General features: G+C 48.7%; 19 protein-coding genes. 7 read left to right on the top strand and 12 right to left on the bottom strand.

Going from position 1 to position 17,214, the window contains the following annotated elements; translation table 11 throughout:
• Positions 1 to 40: 40 nt before the first annotated feature.
• The 3 genes from GOU96_RS06835 to GOU96_RS06825 form a co-directional block, all read right to left on the bottom strand.
• Positions 41 to 670 carry a lysoplasmalogenase gene (locus GOU96_RS06835; RefSeq protein ID WP_148498007.1) on the bottom strand — a complete coding sequence of 210 codons (630 nt, stop codon included), beginning with the start codon at positions 668 to 670 and terminating at the stop codon, positions 41 to 43.
• A gap of 161 nt (positions 671 to 831) precedes the next feature.
• Positions 832 to 1,044, bottom strand: a complete 213-nt coding sequence (locus GOU96_RS06830; RefSeq protein WP_258503139.1) for a hypothetical protein — start codon at positions 1,042 to 1,044, stop codon at positions 832 to 834.
• A 502-nt stretch (positions 1,045 to 1,546) separates the two neighbouring features.
• Complete coding sequence (locus GOU96_RS06825) at positions 1,547 to 1,915, bottom strand: DUF4145 domain-containing protein (RefSeq protein ID WP_001289435.1); 369 nt, start codon at positions 1,913 to 1,915, stop codon at positions 1,547 to 1,549.
• Positions 1,916 to 2,119: 204 nt separating this feature from the next.
• On the opposite strand from GOU96_RS06825, the gene GOU96_RS06820 reads away from it, so the two are divergent.
• Positions 2,120 to 2,449, top strand: a complete 330-nt coding sequence (locus GOU96_RS06820) for a DUF2500 domain-containing protein (RefSeq protein ID WP_001117042.1) — start codon at positions 2,120 to 2,122, stop codon at positions 2,447 to 2,449.
• A 169-nt stretch (positions 2,450 to 2,618) separates the two neighbouring features.
• Entirely contained in the window at positions 2,619 to 3,089 is a 471-nt protein-coding gene (locus GOU96_RS06815) for a Dps family protein (protein ID WP_000224703.1), read from the top strand.
• A 179-nt stretch (positions 3,090 to 3,268) separates the two neighbouring features.
• Here the strand turns inward: GOU96_RS06815 and GOU96_RS06810 are convergent, their stop codons facing one another.
• Both GOU96_RS06810 and rhtB read right to left on the bottom strand, forming a co-directional pair.
• Positions 3,269 to 4,495: an EAL and HDOD domain-containing protein gene (locus GOU96_RS06810; RefSeq protein WP_000288840.1), complete on the bottom strand. Its 1,227-nt coding sequence runs from the start codon at positions 4,493 to 4,495 to the stop codon at positions 3,269 to 3,271.
• A gap of 19 nt (positions 4,496 to 4,514) precedes the next feature.
• Positions 4,515 to 5,132: a homoserine/homoserine lactone efflux protein gene (gene rhtB / locus GOU96_RS06805; protein ID WP_042989751.1), complete on the bottom strand. Its 618-nt coding sequence runs from the start codon at positions 5,130 to 5,132 to the stop codon at positions 4,515 to 4,517.
• A 74-nt stretch (positions 5,133 to 5,206) separates the two neighbouring features.
• Between rhtB and GOU96_RS06800 the strand changes: the two genes are divergently transcribed.
• From GOU96_RS06800 to GOU96_RS06785, 4 genes are all read left to right on the top strand, one after another.
• Entirely contained in the window at positions 5,207 to 6,223 is a 1,017-nt protein-coding gene (locus tag GOU96_RS06800; protein WP_258503136.1) for an alpha/beta fold hydrolase, read from the top strand.
• A 114-nt stretch (positions 6,224 to 6,337) separates the two neighbouring features.
• Complete coding sequence (locus GOU96_RS06795) at positions 6,338 to 7,165, top strand: Cof-type HAD-IIB family hydrolase (protein ID WP_000213460.1); 828 nt, start codon at positions 6,338 to 6,340, stop codon at positions 7,163 to 7,165.
• Between the two features lie 283 nt (positions 7,166 to 7,448).
• Positions 7,449 to 8,993: a COG3650 family protein gene (locus GOU96_RS06790; RefSeq protein ID WP_267781650.1), complete on the top strand. Its 1,545-nt coding sequence runs from the start codon at positions 7,449 to 7,451 to the stop codon at positions 8,991 to 8,993.
• Positions 8,990 to 9,586: a tRNA-uridine aminocarboxypropyltransferase gene (locus GOU96_RS06785; RefSeq protein ID WP_069730465.1), complete on the top strand. Its 597-nt coding sequence runs from the start codon at positions 8,990 to 8,992 to the stop codon at positions 9,584 to 9,586. The genes GOU96_RS06790 and GOU96_RS06785 overlap by 4 nt, the downstream gene beginning before the upstream one ends.
• 32 nt (positions 9,587 to 9,618) lie before the next feature.
• On the opposite strand, the gene cdpA is transcribed toward GOU96_RS06785, so the two are convergent.
• The 7 genes from cdpA to lptM all read right to left on the bottom strand — a co-directional run bounded on the left by cdpA (position 9,619) and on the right by lptM (position 16,800).
• Positions 9,619 to 12,108: a cyclic di-GMP phosphodiesterase CdpA gene (cdpA, locus tag GOU96_RS06780; protein ID WP_267781646.1), complete on the bottom strand. Its 2,490-nt coding sequence runs from the start codon at positions 12,106 to 12,108 to the stop codon at positions 9,619 to 9,621.
• Positions 12,109 to 12,217: 109 nt separating this feature from the next.
• Positions 12,218 to 12,937: a 5-amino-6-(5-phospho-D-ribitylamino)uracil phosphatase YigB gene (yigB, locus tag GOU96_RS06775; protein ID WP_000899908.1), complete on the bottom strand. Its 720-nt coding sequence runs from the start codon at positions 12,935 to 12,937 to the stop codon at positions 12,218 to 12,220.
• Positions 12,938 to 12,939: 2 nt separating this feature from the next.
• The gene (gene xerC, locus GOU96_RS06770; RefSeq protein WP_174500324.1) at positions 12,940 to 13,875 is read right to left on the bottom strand and encodes a tyrosine recombinase XerC; all 936 of its coding nucleotides are present in this window, start codon (positions 13,873 to 13,875) and stop codon (positions 12,940 to 12,942) included.
• The gene (locus tag GOU96_RS06765; RefSeq protein ID WP_000084657.1) at positions 13,844 to 14,542 is read right to left on the bottom strand and encodes a DUF484 family protein; all 699 of its coding nucleotides are present in this window, start codon (positions 14,540 to 14,542) and stop codon (positions 13,844 to 13,846) included. Before GOU96_RS06765 ends, xerC begins: the two co-directional genes overlap by 32 nt.
• A 13-nt stretch (positions 14,543 to 14,555) precedes the next feature.
• Entirely contained in the window at positions 14,556 to 15,386 is an 831-nt protein-coding gene (gene dapF, locus GOU96_RS06760) for a diaminopimelate epimerase (protein WP_000545404.1), read from the bottom strand.
• A gap of 11 nt (positions 15,387 to 15,397) precedes the next feature.
• Positions 15,398 to 16,651 (bottom strand): diaminopimelate decarboxylase, encoded by a 1,254-nt coding sequence (gene lysA, locus GOU96_RS06755; protein WP_267781644.1) that lies wholly within the window; start codon positions 16,649 to 16,651, stop codon positions 15,398 to 15,400.
• 32 nt (positions 16,652 to 16,683) lie between these two features.
• Positions 16,684 to 16,800 (bottom strand): LPS translocon maturation chaperone LptM, encoded by a 117-nt coding sequence (gene lptM, locus GOU96_RS18615; protein WP_000726424.1) that lies wholly within the window; start codon positions 16,798 to 16,800, stop codon positions 16,684 to 16,686.
• A 75-nt stretch (positions 16,801 to 16,875) separates the two neighbouring features.
• Here lptM and cyaY point away from each other — a divergent pair, with 75 nt between their 5' ends.
• Complete coding sequence (cyaY, locus tag GOU96_RS06745; protein WP_001005953.1) at positions 16,876 to 17,190, top strand: iron donor protein CyaY; 315 nt, start codon at positions 16,876 to 16,878, stop codon at positions 17,188 to 17,190.
• The last annotated feature ends 24 nt before the right edge of the window (positions 17,191 to 17,214 follow it).

Here is a 17,214-nt window from a genome sequence, read left to right as displayed (position 1 = left end):
GCGAGGCGGTTTTTTTTTACATCACAGACCGTGAATATGACTAAAACACGATCGACGCTGAGATCAAGGCTTGGGCAATCAAGTAGGAGCTGGAGATAAGAGTGTGCCCCCAAGGAAGTGAACGCCGATAATCGTGTATGGCTAATAACGTGGCCGAGAGGATATAAACCAGACATCCTAAGAAACCAGCGCCAGAAGCCACGGAGGCCTCTTGTAGCCACAGTTCACCCGCAGCCCACGTCATCTGTACTAACATCAACCCCATAATGGTGACAGGGAAGATTAAGGTATCAATTTGTGGCAGTAACAAAAAAAACGCCACTATGCTTGCCGCCACCAGTAATGCGGGCAACCACCACACCATACTCCCCGACAATTGCACCCAGAATGCTTTACTAAACAGCAGTTGCGCGACTAAAAACAGCACAAAGCTAGCTTTGTGGTAGCGATGATTTAGCCGCAGTCCATGCGCAAACATCGACACCGCCAAACCAAGAGAGATGAAAATTACCTCTGGCGTAGCATGACTGTGCTGCTCCCACACAATAATTGTCAGTAACAGGAGGCTGAAGATTCGAAAGAATATCGCTTGCTTAAGCTTCTGATTTTCATAAGCAGAAATGCTGATAAACCCCGACAACACGACAGAAATCCAGCTCAACATGCTCATACCCCTAACTCAAACTGCCGCCAGTGTAGGGATCTGACTTTTGATGTCCAGTTATGAAAGTAAAAAGTTGGATCTTGCTAGCGAATCCTTACTTGAGCTGCTATATAAAATAGTAATTACTCAATAAAATTACAAAACAAGAAAACTTGCCACCAACCAAATCAAGACAACAAACCAACACCAAACAAACGAAAACCAATCAAAATAAAATAAAAAAACGGAAAACTTACCAAAATAAAAGCATAATACAAAAACAAAAAACCAATAAAAACAACAACAAAACAGTAAAAAAATTGAAAATAACCAACTAAACAGATAAATGAAAAATAACTGCTATTTTTAAATATACAAAACCAAATAAAGGATAAAAACACAACTCAATTGATAACCAATCTCAACAACAGGAAAATAATTCTCATAAAGTGGTAATTTACTAAAACCTGACAATCGATCCAAAACAAACCGTAATAACCACAACCAGAACAAATATCAACCTACCAACAAACAATAAAAAACACTATAAAATCAATAAAATAAATACAATATTGAATTAAAAATCAGCATTTAGCTTATGATTAAAACAGCGTAAAAGTGTGACTTTTCTTACGTTAAAAAGCCCCCTACGAGCAAAAGAACTGTGTTTTTTAAACTTTAATCAACGATCTATTGATCAAGCTGGGTAAATGATCTATTCTTTTTTTACAGAATGAGTAATCAACCAAAGGAGCAGTGTTATGATTTCTTCATCTCAAAAACAAGGACTTGTTATGATCGCAGTAATCATTGGTTTAATGACACTGCCCATGATGTACTAAGTTAATGTTTTTAAAATAAAAAAGGACGCATCGCGTCCTTTTTTATTGGTTCAATGTTCGATTACTGAAAATGTTGAGATAACTCTTCCCAATGCCAGTAATAGAAAAATAGGGCTCCTAAGGTCATCAACATCATCAGCATAAAAGCAATCCGCCACACAAACTTCCCACTTCTTGGCGTGAGCTCATCTTCGCACTCTTGGCATACCGCGAGAAAAGCTTTGCGATCATCTAAGCGATAATCATCTTCATGCACCACTTTGTTACGAATCGTCGCCACATAACGCAGCTTTTTAATCACGTCATGGGGTAAACGTTCTTCACAACTGGTAATTAATTGATGCAATCCCTTGCCTTCTGCATGGTATTGTTCGCGCAATAAGGTTTCGAGTTTGCGCGTTCGTAGAACAACTTGCTCAATTTCTGACATTTCCGCCCTCCTGCGCCTTCTCTCTTTATTTTCTAGCAGCCAGAGTCACATTATCCAATTGTTAGCCGTTCAATGGCTGATAAAGTGTGAGATAAGCCGAAAAAATCCCTTTGATTACTGCCGCACATCTCTTTCTCACCACAAACTGCTTGGAAAAATACGCCATTCGCTAAAATAGCGGCGTATTCAGAATAGGAGGCTGTTATGCCCTTCACTTTATTGATCAGTTTAGCGTTATTGATTATTGCGGCCGTTTGGTTTTTTAGCCACTTCTACCGCCGCCACATGCAAGGAGAAAATGCTCCACAGCGTAGTGCCGAAGTGACCATACTGGATAAGCAAGCGATCGACATACCTCACCCCCTTCCCGGTCAAGATGACCAAGAGTTTTGGATTTACGTACAAAAAGGACGTTTAGGGCCAAAACGCGAGTTTCAGGTTGGCATTCATTACTATCATGCACTCAATCCGGGAGACAAAGGCGTACTAACTTACCAAGGACAACGCTTTTTGCACTTTGCTTTGAAGCGTTAAAATCTGATTCGTGAGAACAGCCATTAAGACGATTAAACCATACTGTTTATAATGGATTAATAGTCTATGCCTATCAGAAAAATCAGATAATCCAAATTTCTTCCATGTCTGAACTACACTATTCTTTGTTCATCCCGATAGGGGAAATAAAAAACTGAGAGGTGTAAAAATGGCAACGAATTTGATTGGTCTTGATACCACACAAAGTCAAAAACTGGCGAATGCGCTCAACAACTTGCTGGCCAACTATCAAGTGTTCTATATGAATACTCGCGGTTACCACTGGAATATTCAAGGTAAGGAATTTTTCGAACTGCACGCTAAGTTTGAAGAGATTTATACCGACTTACAGCTAAAAATCGATGAACTGGCAGAGCGTATTTTAACGCTGAGCGCTCGACCCATGCACAGCTTTAGCGGTTACCTCAAAGCGGCGCAAATCAAAGAGCATACCGACTCAATTGATGGCCGTAGCAGCATGCAGGGATTGGTGGATGGCTTTAGCATTCTGCTCCACCAACAACGAGACATTCTTGAGCTTGCCGGCGAAACCGGGGATGAAGGGACGTCAGCGCTGATGAGTGATTACATCCGCGAGCAAGAGAAATTGGTGTGGATGCTTAACGCTTGGCTGAAATAACTCACCGCTCTGACACGCTCACTAAATCTAAGGTGCAGGAAGGTTAATCTATTTGGTCGGTCAGCCTTTATCATCCTACACCCTCAGAGTCGGGCTGGCCGACCATCTCTTACCAAATGACTTGCCGTTGCAGCCAACATCGCTGCCGCGTCAAGTCGAAAAGGTACATTAACTTATCACTAAATTAATCGATTGATGTCCTGGCTCCAACGCTGGGCTTCAATCAATTCCTGACGGACATCTTCCAGATCAAAACCCAGTTCTAGGCAGTGCTGCTCCACACCTTGCCAATCGGCTTTTTCAAAACACTCCTCAAGATCGAGCAAAGTACCCAGTGGCCCTTCACGCTCTCGCAGTGCCAACTTCACATCATCGGCCAGCGGCAGTTGCTCCACCAATTGCTCAATTGAGGTATCGAGCAAGGCATCCAGCACAGAAAACATGCCAATCAGAAACGCTTGTTCACGATGCGCTTTAAAATGTGGATGCGTCGCCATCAACTGGCAAAACTGCGCTCTTTGTAACGACAAGTTGTAAAGCTCCTTGGGCTTTTTGGAGGAGATATAAGACGCGACCGCCAAAGAGACGAAAATGCGCAGTTTGTCCTGTCCAAGATAAACCAAGGCTTGGCGAAATGAGGAGATGGAGACCGAGATCCGATCCGACATAGTGTTTACGAAACGCAGCAGCTTGTAAGAGAGCGCAATGTCCTGCGCGACCAAGCGCTCTACTCGCACATAATCGACTTCAGGCTGACAGACTTCGCGAAACAGCTGCATGGCAATCACATGCTCTGGACTGACGTAGCGCTGTTTAATGATTTCTGGCTTACTGAAAAAATAGCCTTGGAAGAAGGTAAAACCCGCATGACGCGCTTGATGAAACTCATCTTCGGTTTCGACTCGTTCTGCCAAAAATCGGCGACGACTTCCCTGAGCCAGTCGACCACGCACAAATTCACACGCTTTATCGAGCCCCATTGCCATGATGTCGATTTTGACTATCTGTACGTAGGGTAAAAAGCGCTCCCAAGCGGGTGAATACACAAAATCATCTAACGCGAGCAGATAACCTCGCTGACTCAGCTCTTGTACCGCCTCAAAAAGATCATCGGTCGGTTGGCACGTTTCCAAAATTTCTACCACGATCTGCTCACGCGGCAGAGTCAGAGGCAAACGCCGAATTAAGCTTTTATGGGGAAAGTTGATAAAACAGCGCGAGCGGGCAATTCTCGGGTTGGTACCAAGGGATAAAAAGTTTTCAACGATCAGACGGTAGGTAGCACGATCGGCATCCATGTACTCAGGAAACGCGTTTTTCTCTCCATCTCGAAACAGCAGCTCATAACCTAGCGTGTGTCGCTTTGCATTCAATATCGGTTGGCGTGCTACATAAGTTGTGTACATGGTGTCCTCAAAGGGTTGCTTACGCTTTGGCGGTAGCCAACAGCATTCCGCAGCCCATAAACATCGAACCAAACAGTTTATTCATTCTGGTCATTATGTTAGGTGAACGAATATAGCGACCTAGCTGCGCAGCCAGCGCCGTGTATCCGAACATGACAATCGCATCAATAGTAACGGTTGTGATACCCAGAACCAAGAACTGCGGCCAATGATCTCTAGTGGGTTCAATAAACTGCGGGAATAATGCCACTAAGAAAACGATTGATTTGGGATTAGTCAGGTTAATCAGTACTGCTTTACGCAGCAGGGCGGCTTGTGAGAGTTCATGAGAAGCTGTGGTAGCCGTTAAGGGGGCTCTATCTCGCCATTTCTGAATACCCAGCCATACTAAATAAGCTGCACCAATCCATTTGATCAGAGTGAACGCCAACGCAGATTGTGCCACCAAAGCGCCAATTCCGATGCCGACCAACACTATATGGCAAGCAAGACCGATTTGTAGGCCGATAATCGCCCCTAATGAGTGGCGTGTACCATAACTTAAACCATTGCTGATCGAGTTGACCGTGCCTGAACCGGGCGCCAGACTAAACACCACCGCGGTCAATAGATAGGCAAGCCAAACATGGATATCCATTGCAATTCCTCATTCCTGACTTATGCTAGCCCAATGAGGTCAAACACTGATGCGCACAACCCCATTGCCAACTTATGAACCCTGAAAAAAATCTTTATCCTTATACGCAAGAGTCGAGTTTGGAGCAAGCTCTCAACTTTGAGATAGCTCAAGTGTGGCACACTCGAAGCGAAGGAACCTATCGCAGTTTTGATAAAACGCACATTTATTGGTGTAGTCTCAAGCATCCTGAGCATCAAAAAGCCGTAGTGATTGTGAATGGCAGGATTGAATCTGCGTGGAAATATCAGGAGCTGTGTTATGACCTATTCCGCCAAGGTTTTGATGTTTATACCTATGATCACCGTGGTCAAGGACGGTCAGAACGTCTGACTGAAGATAGACAAATAGGCCATGTACATGAGTTTCAAGATTACGTGACTGACTTAAAAGCCTTAGTCGAGCATTTCGATCTCGGTCACTACCAAGAGCGCTTTTTATTAGCCCATTCTATGGGTGGCGCGATTGCGACGCGCTATATCCAGACCACTCCAGCGCACCCCTTTAGCGCACTGGCCCTGAGTGCTCCGATGTTTGGCGTGAATATGCCTTGGTATTTAAGGCCATGGGCTTTGCTCATCACTCAAATTATGGCTGCCGTTACCCCAAAACCCAGTTACGCTCCGGGTTATGGCCCTTATCACGCTAAACCCTTTCATCTCAACCTGCTCACCCACAGTGAAACCCGCTATCAGTTGTTTCGTGAACTGTATGAAGCGCACCCTGAACTGCAAATTGGAGGGCCGAGTCACCGCTGGGTTTGGCAAAGCTTAATGGCGACCAAACAGTGTTTGCAGTTAACCCGACAAATCAAAATCCCCATGCTGATCTTACAAGCTGGCGAAGAAGCGATTGTGTGTAATCGGGCGCAAAACCGGCTCTTCAAAAAGCTGTCTCGCACCCAAAAACGTGCCGCTTTATGCCGCATAGCAGGTGCCAGACATGAACTGCTTTTTGAACAAGATGCCTACCGAAATCAGACGTTAGACCATATTTTGTGTTTTTTCGCCGACAGTACTATCGACCATAACAGACAGCACCATCGACCATAGAAATTGAGGAAAAACGCAAAGAGAGGTTTACCCTCTTTTTCCGCATTTAATTCCACTACACTAGGCAACCTAAGGGTGACGGCTCATCCGGCCAACCGAGAAACAGAGAGTTTTATGACCACTTCAGCACACAAACATCCGTATAAAATCGTGGCGTCGGATCTCGACGGCACCTTACTCGCCCCGAACCATCAGTTGAGCGAATTTTCGAAACAGACTTTGAAACAGCTGCACGATAAAGGATTTACCTTTATTTTCGCGACAGGCCGTCACCACATTGATGTCGCGGGGATTCGTGAAATCGCAGGGATTCCTGCGTATATGATCACCTCAAACGGTGCGCGAGTGCATGACCAGAATGACCAACTGATGTACAGCAAAAACGTACCGCAAGATTTGGTGCAAGCCATCATCGATGTCGTTAAACACGATGAGCAGTTGTTCGTGCATCTGTACCGTAATGACGAATGGATGCTCAATAAAGAAGATGAGATCCTGCGCGACTTCCATGAAGACTCTGGTTTTACCTATCGCGTCTTTGATGTCAATAACGCCCCAACCGATGGCATCGCGAAAATTTTCTTCACTCAAGAAGACCAAGATCACGAACATTTGGTGCAGTACGAAACCTTACTGAATCAGCGCTTTGGCGATAAACTCAACGTTGCTTTTTCAACACCTTGGTGCCTAGAAGTCATGTGTGCGGGCGTATCAAAAGGCGATGCGCTGCAAGCTGTGGCCGAATCTCTTCACCTTGGCCTTGAAAACTGTATCGCGTTTGGGGACGGCATGAATGATGTCGAAATGCTCTCAATGGCCGGAAAAGGCTTAGTCATGGGTACAGCCCATGAAAAAGTGTTTAACGCCCTGCCGGATAATGAAGTGATCGGCAGTAACGCCGATGATGCGGTAGCGCATTACCTGCATCAGCATCTGTTTTAACCCGATTCACGTCTCACTCGGTGCCTATTGCGCTCAGGTTAAGCCGTAAAAGCGCATCACCTGAGCATCACTCAACGGCAGCCTAACGCTGCCGTTGGCTATTTTCTGCACCGTTCCTTAGCCACTCACCGCGCAAAATGGCGAAACCGATCTCAAACAATACGTTCCTTTGTTTGCACTCTGTCAATTGAACCCTGTGACGGTTTAGCTTGTCTTTCAGTTTGTGCGATAATTTTTGCGACCAAACATCCCCCATTCCATCTCGAGCCAAAGGAATTGATCAATGAGAGCTTTGCCCTTCTGCGCCATGTCGCTCGCTATGCTATTGCAAGCGTGCTCCAACACCACCTCCGTCAGTGTCGAGCCTGACTCCGCTCCAATTATTCCAGCGACCCTCGATAAACCGGAAACCATTCAACCACAGAGCTTTATGCTGCGTGGCGAGGTGGTCGTGGGCCATGAGGTGCGACGCTTTACACCGTGTGGTAGCCATCAGCAATACTGGCTCAATCTCTCGCCAGAGCAACTGAATGAAGCGATGGCGCTGAATCGTAGTCCTTACCAACCTCTGTATGGTGAGCTTGTCGGCACACTCACGCCACCAAGCCAAACGGGGTTTAACGGTGATTATGTGGCGCGGATTGAGGTGCAGAGCATCAATCAACTGAGCAATGAAAGCCGCGGCTGTGAGCAGCCTCTTAGCCCAACCCGTGCGTTTGGCAATGAGCCTTTTTGGTCAATGCGCTTTGTAGATGGCGGGCTGCAATTCCAACCTATGGGCGGTGACAAGCAACAATTTTCGATCACACGCAGTCAACTGAGCCAAGATAAACGACGCTACCAATTTGATGGTGGTGAACTGCTGCTAGAACAAGGGCAATGTCGCGATGGTATGAGCGATAACCTTTACCAATGGCGCTCTAAACTCACCCTAAAAGGCGGCCAATACCAAGGCTGTGCGACCTTAGCTAATCTTGATCCTACCCTTGAATGGAGCGGCGTCTACTTTGCCAGCTCGACTGAACAGACGGGCTTTAGTGTCAGCTTAACCTTGGAAAAAGATCACACCGCGCAGACTCGCTATGAGTATGCCAATGGCGAACCGGCTGTCGTGGAGCAAGGCTACTGGCAGCAGCTCAACCCCAATCAGATCCAAGTGGTGATGACTCGCCACCAGCAGCAGTACTTGCTCTCCGAGCGCATTTTCACTCGTGAGGGTTATCAGCTAACAGCGACACAAGAGAAGGTTGGTCAATCGGTTTATAACATCGCAGATGGGGGTTTAGTGCTGTTTCGCACTCTGGTCGAGTTGAATGAAAGCGCTGTACCCCCTGCCGTAGGACAAGCGGCCATTCACGCTCAGCAAATCGCAGGACGCGCTGACTATGAAGAGGATGTCGATCAGGCGATTCGCCGCTATTTTAACCTGCACCAAACGTCGCCAGACAATACTCAATATCGCTGGTTGAAGTACGATCTCAATGGTGATGAACAACCGGAACTGCTGGTGCAACTAGACTGGTGTGGCACTGGCGGCTGTACTTTGCTGATTTTCGATCAACACAATCAGCAGTGGCGTTTCAATAGCCGCATCACTCTCGTACAAAACCCGATCCGTTTAGGCAAACAGACCCATCATGGCTGGCAAGACTTACTGTTCAGTGTCAGTGGCGGCGGCGCGAAACCCGCTATACACCGTCTACAATACAACGGCATCAGCTACCCGACGAACCCAAGTGTGGCCCCAGAAGCCAACGCCGAGCAGATCAGCCAAGTGGTACTGTTTGCCGATGGCCTATCGCCAAGACAGTCAGGCATTAAACTATGAATGCGGCGTGTCCGGACTGCGGGCTTAAATTTCAATGCCTCTGCTCCGCCGTCCCTAGCTTCCGCGCGCCGTTTCAACTCTCGCTGCTCACTCACGATAATGAGTGGCAGCGCGAAACCAATACTGGGCGCTGGCTGGTGAAATCCATGGCCGAGTGCCAAGCCTATACATGGAGCCGAGTCGCGGCTAATACTGAGTTACAAGCGCGCCTCACCCAACCCAACGCTCGCTCGTTTCTGGTTTACCCATCCGAAGAGAGCGTGGAATTAACCGATGCACTCCGCTCGCTACGCGAAGATGAGATCGCGCATTTTATTGTGCTCGATGCCACTTGGCAGGAAGCGCGCAAAATGGAGCGTAAAAGCCCTTGGCTGGCCGATGTTCCGAGAGTTCACCTTGCCACCGATCACGTGTCGGCGTATCGGCTCAGGCGCAATCAACAGCCGGGCAATCTCTGCACCCTTGAGGTGGGATTAATGCTACTGCGCCATTTCAACGCCGAGGTTTCAGCCGAGGCCTTGGAGCAGTTTTATCACTATTCGATGAACGCTTTTAAAGCCGACAAAAGCGGTCATCGTTGGATTGAACGGTAAATATCAAGATGGGATGACGCATCTATCTTGCGTTAACCCAAGCGGGAAGGTCGACCCAAGAAATAGCCTTGTAAATAATCCACCCCCATATCTTCACTGATGCGACAAACCGTCTGGTTATGGACAAACTCCGCCACGGTTTTCGCATTCAGAACCTGACACAGTTTCACCAGCTGCTCGGCAATCCGGCGCTGCTTCACATCCTGATCAATATTGCGGATCAAGCTGCCATCGAGCTTAATCACTTGCGGCTCAAGCTTCACTATCTCATCAATATTGGAATAACCACTGCCAAAATCATCGACAATGATGGTCGCACCCAGCGTGCGGAAATGGTTACACACTTCAATCATCCGCCCGTAATCTTTGATTTGTTCGCTCTCCAACACTTCGAGCCCGACACGGGCGGGATCGGCCACCGATTTGATTGCCGCTTCCAAATGCTGCAAAGTGCGCTCGCTCATCAAATCTTGCGGTGAAAGATTGATCGAAAACGCTTCCGGACGATGACGCATCATATTGAAGGTATGCGTAATCATCTGCCGGCTCAAACGAGTGTAGAGGTGAGTGTCGGTGATGATCGGCAGAAAATTCCCAGGCAGGATAATTTCCCCTTCATCTTCAATCCGCACTAGACATTCGTAAGAAGCCACAATGTGGCTGCGCGCCTGACAAATCGGTTGTGCATAGACCACCACATCATTACGCACCACCGCGCGGCTAACCCGCGATAACCAATTCAGCCGCTCCTGACGAACACTTTCTTGCACTTTTAAACGCGCTGCATTACAGAAATGGTGGTTGTTATTAAACGCGTAGCGGCGCGCTTCGATAGCACGCAGCAATAGCTCATCCGGCGAATGCTCTGCAAAATCGCCCTGACTGACTAACCCAGCGCACAACGAGATCGACAGATAATCCACATTCGGTAAACCGTAGGGCTCGAAGTTGACGTGCTCCAACTGCTCCACAAACTGATAGAAATGGCTATGAATACTTTTTCCGTCCAGCTTGGCACGAAAAACCGTTGCCCACTCACCGACCCCAATCGCATACAAACCGCTCTGCCCTGCCAATTTCTGATCCAAAAAGACCTGAAACTGTTCACTCAAATCACGAAGCAGCTTATCGCCTACCGGATAACCGTACTTCTCATTGATCTGATTGAAGTTGGTCACTTTCAGGGCGATTAGGTGCTCATTGGCCGCGAAGTTCGCCAATCGCTCACGTAACACCACTCGATTGGGTAAGCCGGTACGTCGGTCACGCCGGTAACTCGCAGTAAGTAATGAGGTTTGAGCGCGGATCTGCTGTGCCAAATTGTCCGTCATGGCATCCAAATCGTGAAACGCATGGCGGATCAAATTAAACAGAGGGGACGTCATCCCTTCCGGATAACTCGGCAAGGGGATTGGGACAAGATCGTCACGCACCGCCCCTTCACGCAAGGCAAGAAACGTCATGCTATGGTGCATCACTTGCTGCTGACCATGCTCATACAGCAGCTCTCCCCAACAGTAACAACCATCGGTCGGCGCCACCGCCTGAAGCGGTTGTAACTCGTGATTCTCATGCATGAAGTTTAAACGCAGCGCACAGTTAAACACCCATACTTGTTGACACTGTTTAGCTTGCAGCTGCTGAGCGGTGAGATAGACCCGCTCTAGAGTTAAACTCGGGTGATCAAAACAAAAGCGCACTTCATCTTGCAGCGCCAGTGGGCGGTTAAACCTCAGTCCGCCTTCCTCCGCCAGCCCGAGCGGCAGATAAAGATCTTGATGGCGGCATTCCCCTTTCATCAGTGGAAAACTGATCAGCCAGTCATGGGGTAAGTCGGCTTGCGCGCCCAAATTGCGCTGATAAATCGCCTCTATCGGCTCATCATCCAAACGTAAGACCCGATCTCCCTCCACGGCTGTGACCCGATAGGTGCGCCCAACAGGCTGCCACTCCGTGTAACCACCCGTTTCGACATAAAGCGCTTCGCCATGCAGCGCAATAGCCACACTGGCGTTCTGATAACAAGCCTCATCGAGCAAAACCCAGCGACCACTGGGAGTTTGTTTGGCGGCTCCACCAGCGACGGGCACTGGCGATCCCTGCGTGTCGCGTAAGGCAAATCGTGCGGCTTGCAAGGTATCCATCTGCCAAGAAAAACACACCACTGCTCGAGACGTGCTAGTGAGCTCGAGCTGGCGAGCTAAACGCTCCGCGTCGGCAGCCTCATCGTCACTGTAATCCACAACAGCACGGCTAAGATAAGTTTGCTCAAACACGGTGATTTGCAGCAACGTCACCTGATGGTGCACTTCCCCTTGGAAAATCACCTCTTCGGTACTGCATCCAAGCAGGCAAGCTTGTGGATGACGGCTACGGATGAGCCGCGCAAGCTGCACAACATGCTCGCGACTCAAAGGAGAGAAAATTTGCACTAAGATGGATTGCCCATGAGGAAGATCCATCGTTTCGAGCACCTGATTGGCCGATGCTAAATCTGGGATGAGACGCGAGACCGTAAACATAAAGAGCTGATAAGCCGGTGAAATGTTTAGGCATTATGCAATGCAATCGTTACCGCAGACTATACTCAATAACCATGCAATGTGATTTTTGTGACTCGATGTTATGCACCTAGTTAACTATCAGAAGTAATTCCGAGAGACGCTCGATCTCCACGTCGGGTAATACGCTCGCTTTGGCGAGCCGACGAATACTCTGCCCTTGATCGTTAAACCAGCAGGCTTGAAAACCATTTTGCCGCGCCCCTAGCACATCGGTTTGTAAATGATCCCCGACATGCAAGATTGAACGGGGCTCAAGCTGAAGCTGTTGTGCTGCTTGTGCAAAGAGGTCGGGATACGGTTTGGCACGGCCGTCTGGCCCTGCGCGCAATACCGTTTGGAAATAGCCACTTAAACCAATTTTTTCTATCTGGACATTGCCATTGGTGATCGCAATCAGCGGCACTTTAGCCGCTAACTGAGCCAACACCCGATGCGTTTCGGCAGGCACATCGACTTGATTACGCCAGCGCATCACTTGCTCAAGCGTCTCGCTCGCCGCTTGCTCCGCCTCTGGCTGCGCATAACCTAATTCCAGTAAACCATGCTGCACCTGTAAATAACGCCATTGGCTCACATCATGGCACTGCTCCGGAAAGCGGCGCGCTATATCACGCTTCATCGCCAGCCACCAAGCCAAAGGACGCGTCGCCGTAATGGGATGCTCACTTAACAACCACTCAGTGACTTTTTCCTCGACCTGTTTGATGACCGGACGGTTATCGTAAAGGGTATCGTCCAAATCAAACGTCAGTGCTTGAATCGAAGCCAATGGGCGGTAAAACAGCATGGTTAGTCATCCTTATTCTTTTTGCGCGCCCGAGGATGCGCTTGGTCATACACCTGAGCCAGATGTTGAAAATCGAGGTGGGTATAGATTTGCGTTGTCGCGATGTTCTCGTGCCCAAGTAGCTCCTGCACCGCACGCAGGTTATTGCTCGATTCCAGCATATGGGTGGCAAACGAATGGCGCAATTTATGTGGGCTGATATGACTGGCAACCGCCTGTTTTTGACCCCATTCGGCCATGCGTTTTTGTACACTACGGTGTGAAATACGGGTACCGAGTTTGGAAACAAACAGCGCCGTTTCTGCGCTATCTGCCAATTGACTGCGCAATTTGAGCCATTTACCGACCCACTCTTGTGCTTGTCCAGCAAACCACACTTTGCGCTCTTTGTTGCCTTTACCGATGACGCGGATCTCACCTTCGCTTAGATTAACGTCTTTGACATCAATCGAAACTAGCTCAGCCAAACGCAAACCCGCGCCGTACATCAACTCCATGATCGCCCGATCGCGAATCGAAAGCGGATCATCATCGGTCACTTCCAGTAACTGCGCCATTTCATCAACATCGAGATTTTTCGGTAAAGTACGCTGCTTGCGCGGCGCAGAGACGCCTTTCGCAGGGTTAGCCTCAAGCTCGCCACGTAAAATCAGAAAATCCAGGAAACTGCGCAATGAAGACAAACGCGTCGCGATACTGCTGGCTTTCATCCCCTGCCTTTTCCCATGCATCACCAATTGGCGCACCCACGCCGAATCAAGCTGTGTCCAGTGGGTGAGCCCAACCTGTACTAAGTACTGGGTCATGGTTTCCAACTGCTGCTTATAGTTGCGCTGGGTATACAGGCTCAACCCTTTTTCCGTATGCAGGTAGGCGTAAAAACGCTCCAGCGGTTGAGCCAACGCATCAGGAAGCGGGGTGAGTTCGTCGTTCTTCATCGTGTGACTGCCAAGGTAATGTCTCGATCAGATGAGCTAAGACTAACGCCAGATGGCGCAAAAACAAGGTATCCATACTCGGCTGAAAGTGGCCGCCATCTTCACTGGCGAAGGCCAAAATTCCCAACGGCGCTTGGCGCTGCAAAGGTAACACCACATACGAACCCATTTCTGGCGCGGGCCTATCCCCCAGCAGACGTTGCCGATCCGCTTGGCGTAAGCGGCCTAAATAAGCCGATTTGCCATTAAAATGATTGGTCGCAAAGCGCTGCCAATCCTCACTGGCTAAACCGTATTTTTCATCATGACGCTGCAGCAGGCGCACGTAAGCACGCAGATTGAGTTCACGCGCTTTGGCTTCAATCGCGTGTAACACCGCTTGCAGCGACGAGCATTTTAGAATCTGCTCTTGCAGATCCATAAACTCATGGAAAGTACGATCGTTATTTGCCGCGAGCGACATCAAGGCGGTGATCTCCTCTTCGAGAGAGTCTATCCGCTGGCGCTGACGCGCTAACTGCACATGAGCGAGCGATACCGCGCCCGTTTGGGTCGGTAAGGCTAAACGTTCGACCAGATGAGGATGATGCTGAAAAAAATCGGGATGTTCATAAAGATACTCTGCCACCACTTGGGCAGTCAGAGCATCCGCCGTTACCTGAGACAAAATTGAACCTCAATTAGCAAGAGATTTGGCCATCGTAGATATGAGTAGCCGGGCCTGTCATATACAACGGTTTGCCGGGGCCTTGCCAGTGGATTTCCAGTTCACCACCGGGAAGGTGGACACGAACTTGCTCATCCAGTAAACCTTGCAAAATGCCTACCGCAACCGCGGCGCACGCGCCACTGCCACAAGCTTGAGTTTCGCCCGCACCACGTTCATACACGCGCAAATTGATCTCATCGCGGCTCACGACCTGCATAAAACCGGCGTTGACCCGCTCAGGGAAACGCTCGTGCGATTCCAAAAGCGGCCCTAAGGTTTCTACCGCAGCAGTGCGGATATCGTCCACCACAGTCACTACATGCGGGTTGCCCATACTCACCGCGCCGCAAAACAAGGTGTGTTCACCGACACGCAGAATGTAGGTTTTTTCGCTCTGTTTGGCGCGAAATGGGATCTTGTTCGGCTCAAACTCCGGCACACCCATGTTCACGGTGATCAGATCTTCCTCTTCCACATTGAGTACCATTTTGCCTTTCTTGGTACTGACATGGATGGTGTACTTGTTGGTTAACCCTTTCATGCGTACAAAACGGGCAAAACAGCGCGCGCCATTGCCACACTGCTCCACTTCGCTGCCATCGGCATTGAAAATGCGGTAATGGAAATCCGATTCTGGATCGTAAGGCGCTTCAACCACCAACAGTTGATCAAAGCCGACTCCCGTATGGCGATCCGCCAGACGGCGGATCAATTCCGGAGAGAAGAAGACGTTTTGGGTAATGCAATCCACGACCATAAAGTCGTTGCCCAAACCGTGCATTTTAGAAAAATGGAAATGCATAGAAGATAACTTTACTCCGGTAATACCGATTCTAACGCCCACAAGCTGCTAAGCTCTTCACGCTGACGCACCAAATAGGTTTTATTGCCATCAACCATGACTTCAGCCACTCGCGGACGGGTATTGTAATTCGACGACATGGAGAACCCATACGCACCTGAAGAGCGCACCGCCAGTAAATCTCCCTCTTGCAACACTAAGTCGCGATCTTTCCCTAGGAAATCACTGGTTTCACACACCGGGCCAACCAAATCATAGGTTTGCGCTTCGCCTTGGCGCGGACGCAGTGGAATGATGTCTTGCCACGCTTGGTATAGCGCAGGGCGGATCAAATCGTTCATCGCCGCATCAATGATCGCGAAGTTTTTGTGCTCAGTGTGTTTGAGAAACTCCACCTTAGTCACCAATACTCCCGCGTTAGCCGCAATCGCGCGTCCCGGTTCAAAAATCAGCTCTAAATCGCGGTGGCGCTCTAGGCGGTCCAGCAATGCTTTGGCGTATTCCGAAGGCTGCGGAGGCAGTTCATCACGATAAACCACCCCTAAACCACCGCCGACATCCAAGTGACGGATATGAATGCCTTCCGCTTTCAGCGAATCAATCAGTGCCAGTAAACGGTCAGTCGCATCAATAAACGGTGCGAGAGCGGTTAGCTGTGAGCCGATATGGCAGTCAATACCATGTACATCGAGGTTGGGTAAGCTGTGCGCTAAGCGATATACCTGCGCCGCGCGGTCAAAGGTGATACCAAATTTGTTATCACGCAGGCCCGTTGAAATATAAGGGTGAGTTTTGGCATCCACATCAGGATTGATGCGCAGTGAAATCGGCGCTTTAACACCAAGCTCGCCAGCCACTTTATTCAGGCGCTGCAGCTCAGGCTCCGATTCCACGTTAAAGCATTTGATCTTCAATTGCAGGGCGCGCTTCATCTCAGCTTCGGTTTTACCCACACCAGAGAATACCACCTTGCTTGGGTCACCACCGGCGGCCAATACACGCTCTAATTCGCCAACGGAGACGATATCAAAACCGGAACCCAAACGAGCTAAAGTATTCAATACCCCTAAGTTAGAGTTGGCTTTCACCGCATAACAAATTAGGTGAGGATAATCACCGACTGATTTATCAAACGCGTGCCAATGGCGCTCAAGTGTCGCTCTTGAGTATACATAAAGCGGTGTACCGTACTGGTTTGCCAAATCGGCGAGTGGAACTTGCTCAGCCCACAACTGACCATCTTCCTGATAATTGAAGTAATCCAAAATGCTTTCCCTTTTATTCTTAGTAGCGTGATTTACTGACTTTGCTCACTTTGTTTTGCATCATCAGGCATATACAGTGGCCCAGTTTGCCCGCATCCCGCTAACGCGAGAGCCGACAACAAAAACAGTGCAGTGAATTTCTTTTTCATTTTGCATATCGTGCTTATTGAATCAATGCCCCCTATAATCGCACCACGATTAGGAAAAGCAATAGGATAGATAGGATGAACGAAACTGAATTTCATCAACTCGTCGATAGCCAGCTAGAGCGTATAGAGGCCGCGATTGATGAGGCCGGCGCAGATATCGACTACGAAACGTCAGGCAATGTGATGACACTCGAGTTTGATGATGGCAGCCAAATCATCATTAACCGCCAAGAACCGATGCGTGAAATCTGGCTAGCCTCCAAATCAGGTGGCTACCATTTTAAATCGATTGATGGCGAATGGATCTGTTCAAAAACTGGGCTTGAGCTGCTCACTCTGCTCAAGCAAGAGTGTGATAAGCACGCCGATGAGCCGATTGATTGGGTTTAAGCACGAAAGTCGCTTAGGCATGCT

The sequence above is a fragment of the Vibrio sp. R-1 genome (genome assembly GCF_035615595.1).
GTDB lineage: Bacteria > Pseudomonadota > Gammaproteobacteria > Enterobacterales > Vibrionaceae > Vibrio > Vibrio cholerae.
Note: the sequence above shows the minus strand (reverse complement) of the source record. Positions and strands in the feature narration are given on the sequence as shown.

Excerpts from the sequence above, each read along its gene's own strand:
- GOU96_RS06835 (WP_148498007.1), bottom strand. The coding sequence starts at position 670 with ATGAGCATGTTGAGCTGGATTTCTGTCGTGTTGTCGGGGTTTATCAGC.
- GOU96_RS06825 (WP_001289435.1), bottom strand. The coding sequence starts at position 1,915 with ATGTCAGAAATTGAGCAAGTTGTTCTACGAACGCGCAAACTCGAAACC.
- GOU96_RS06820 (WP_001117042.1), top strand. The coding sequence starts at position 2,120 with ATGCCCTTCACTTTATTGATCAGTTTAGCGTTATTGATTATTGCGGCC.
- GOU96_RS06815 (WP_000224703.1), top strand. The coding sequence starts at position 2,619 with ATGGCAACGAATTTGATTGGTCTTGATACCACACAAAGTCAAAAACTG.
- GOU96_RS06810 (WP_000288840.1), bottom strand. The coding sequence starts at position 4,495 with ATGTACACAACTTATGTAGCACGCCAACCGATATTGAATGCAAAGCGA.
- rhtB (WP_042989751.1), bottom strand. The coding sequence starts at position 5,132 with ATGGATATCCATGTTTGGCTTGCCTATCTATTGACCGCGGTGGTGTTT.
- GOU96_RS06800 (WP_258503136.1), top strand. The coding sequence starts at position 5,207 with ATGAACCCTGAAAAAAATCTTTATCCTTATACGCAAGAGTCGAGTTTG.
- GOU96_RS06795 (WP_000213460.1), top strand. The coding sequence starts at position 6,338 with ATGACCACTTCAGCACACAAACATCCGTATAAAATCGTGGCGTCGGAT.
- GOU96_RS06790 (WP_267781650.1), top strand. The coding sequence starts at position 7,449 with ATGAGAGCTTTGCCCTTCTGCGCCATGTCGCTCGCTATGCTATTGCAA.
- GOU96_RS06785 (WP_069730465.1), top strand. The coding sequence starts at position 8,990 with ATGAATGCGGCGTGTCCGGACTGCGGGCTTAAATTTCAATGCCTCTGC.
- cdpA (WP_267781646.1), bottom strand. The coding sequence starts at position 12,108 with ATGTTTACGGTCTCGCGTCTCATCCCAGATTTAGCATCGGCCAATCAG.
- yigB (WP_000899908.1), bottom strand. The coding sequence starts at position 12,937 with ATGCTGTTTTACCGCCCATTGGCTTCGATTCAAGCACTGACGTTTGAT.
- xerC (WP_174500324.1), bottom strand. The coding sequence starts at position 13,875 with ATGAAGAACGACGAACTCACCCCGCTTCCTGATGCGTTGGCTCAACCG.
- dapF (WP_000545404.1), bottom strand. The coding sequence starts at position 15,386 with ATGCATTTCCATTTTTCTAAAATGCACGGTTTGGGCAACGACTTTATG.
- lptM (WP_000726424.1), bottom strand. The coding sequence starts at position 16,800 with ATGAAAAAGAAATTCACTGCACTGTTTTTGTTGTCGGCTCTCGCGTTA.
- cyaY (WP_001005953.1), top strand. The coding sequence starts at position 16,876 with ATGAACGAAACTGAATTTCATCAACTCGTCGATAGCCAGCTAGAGCGT.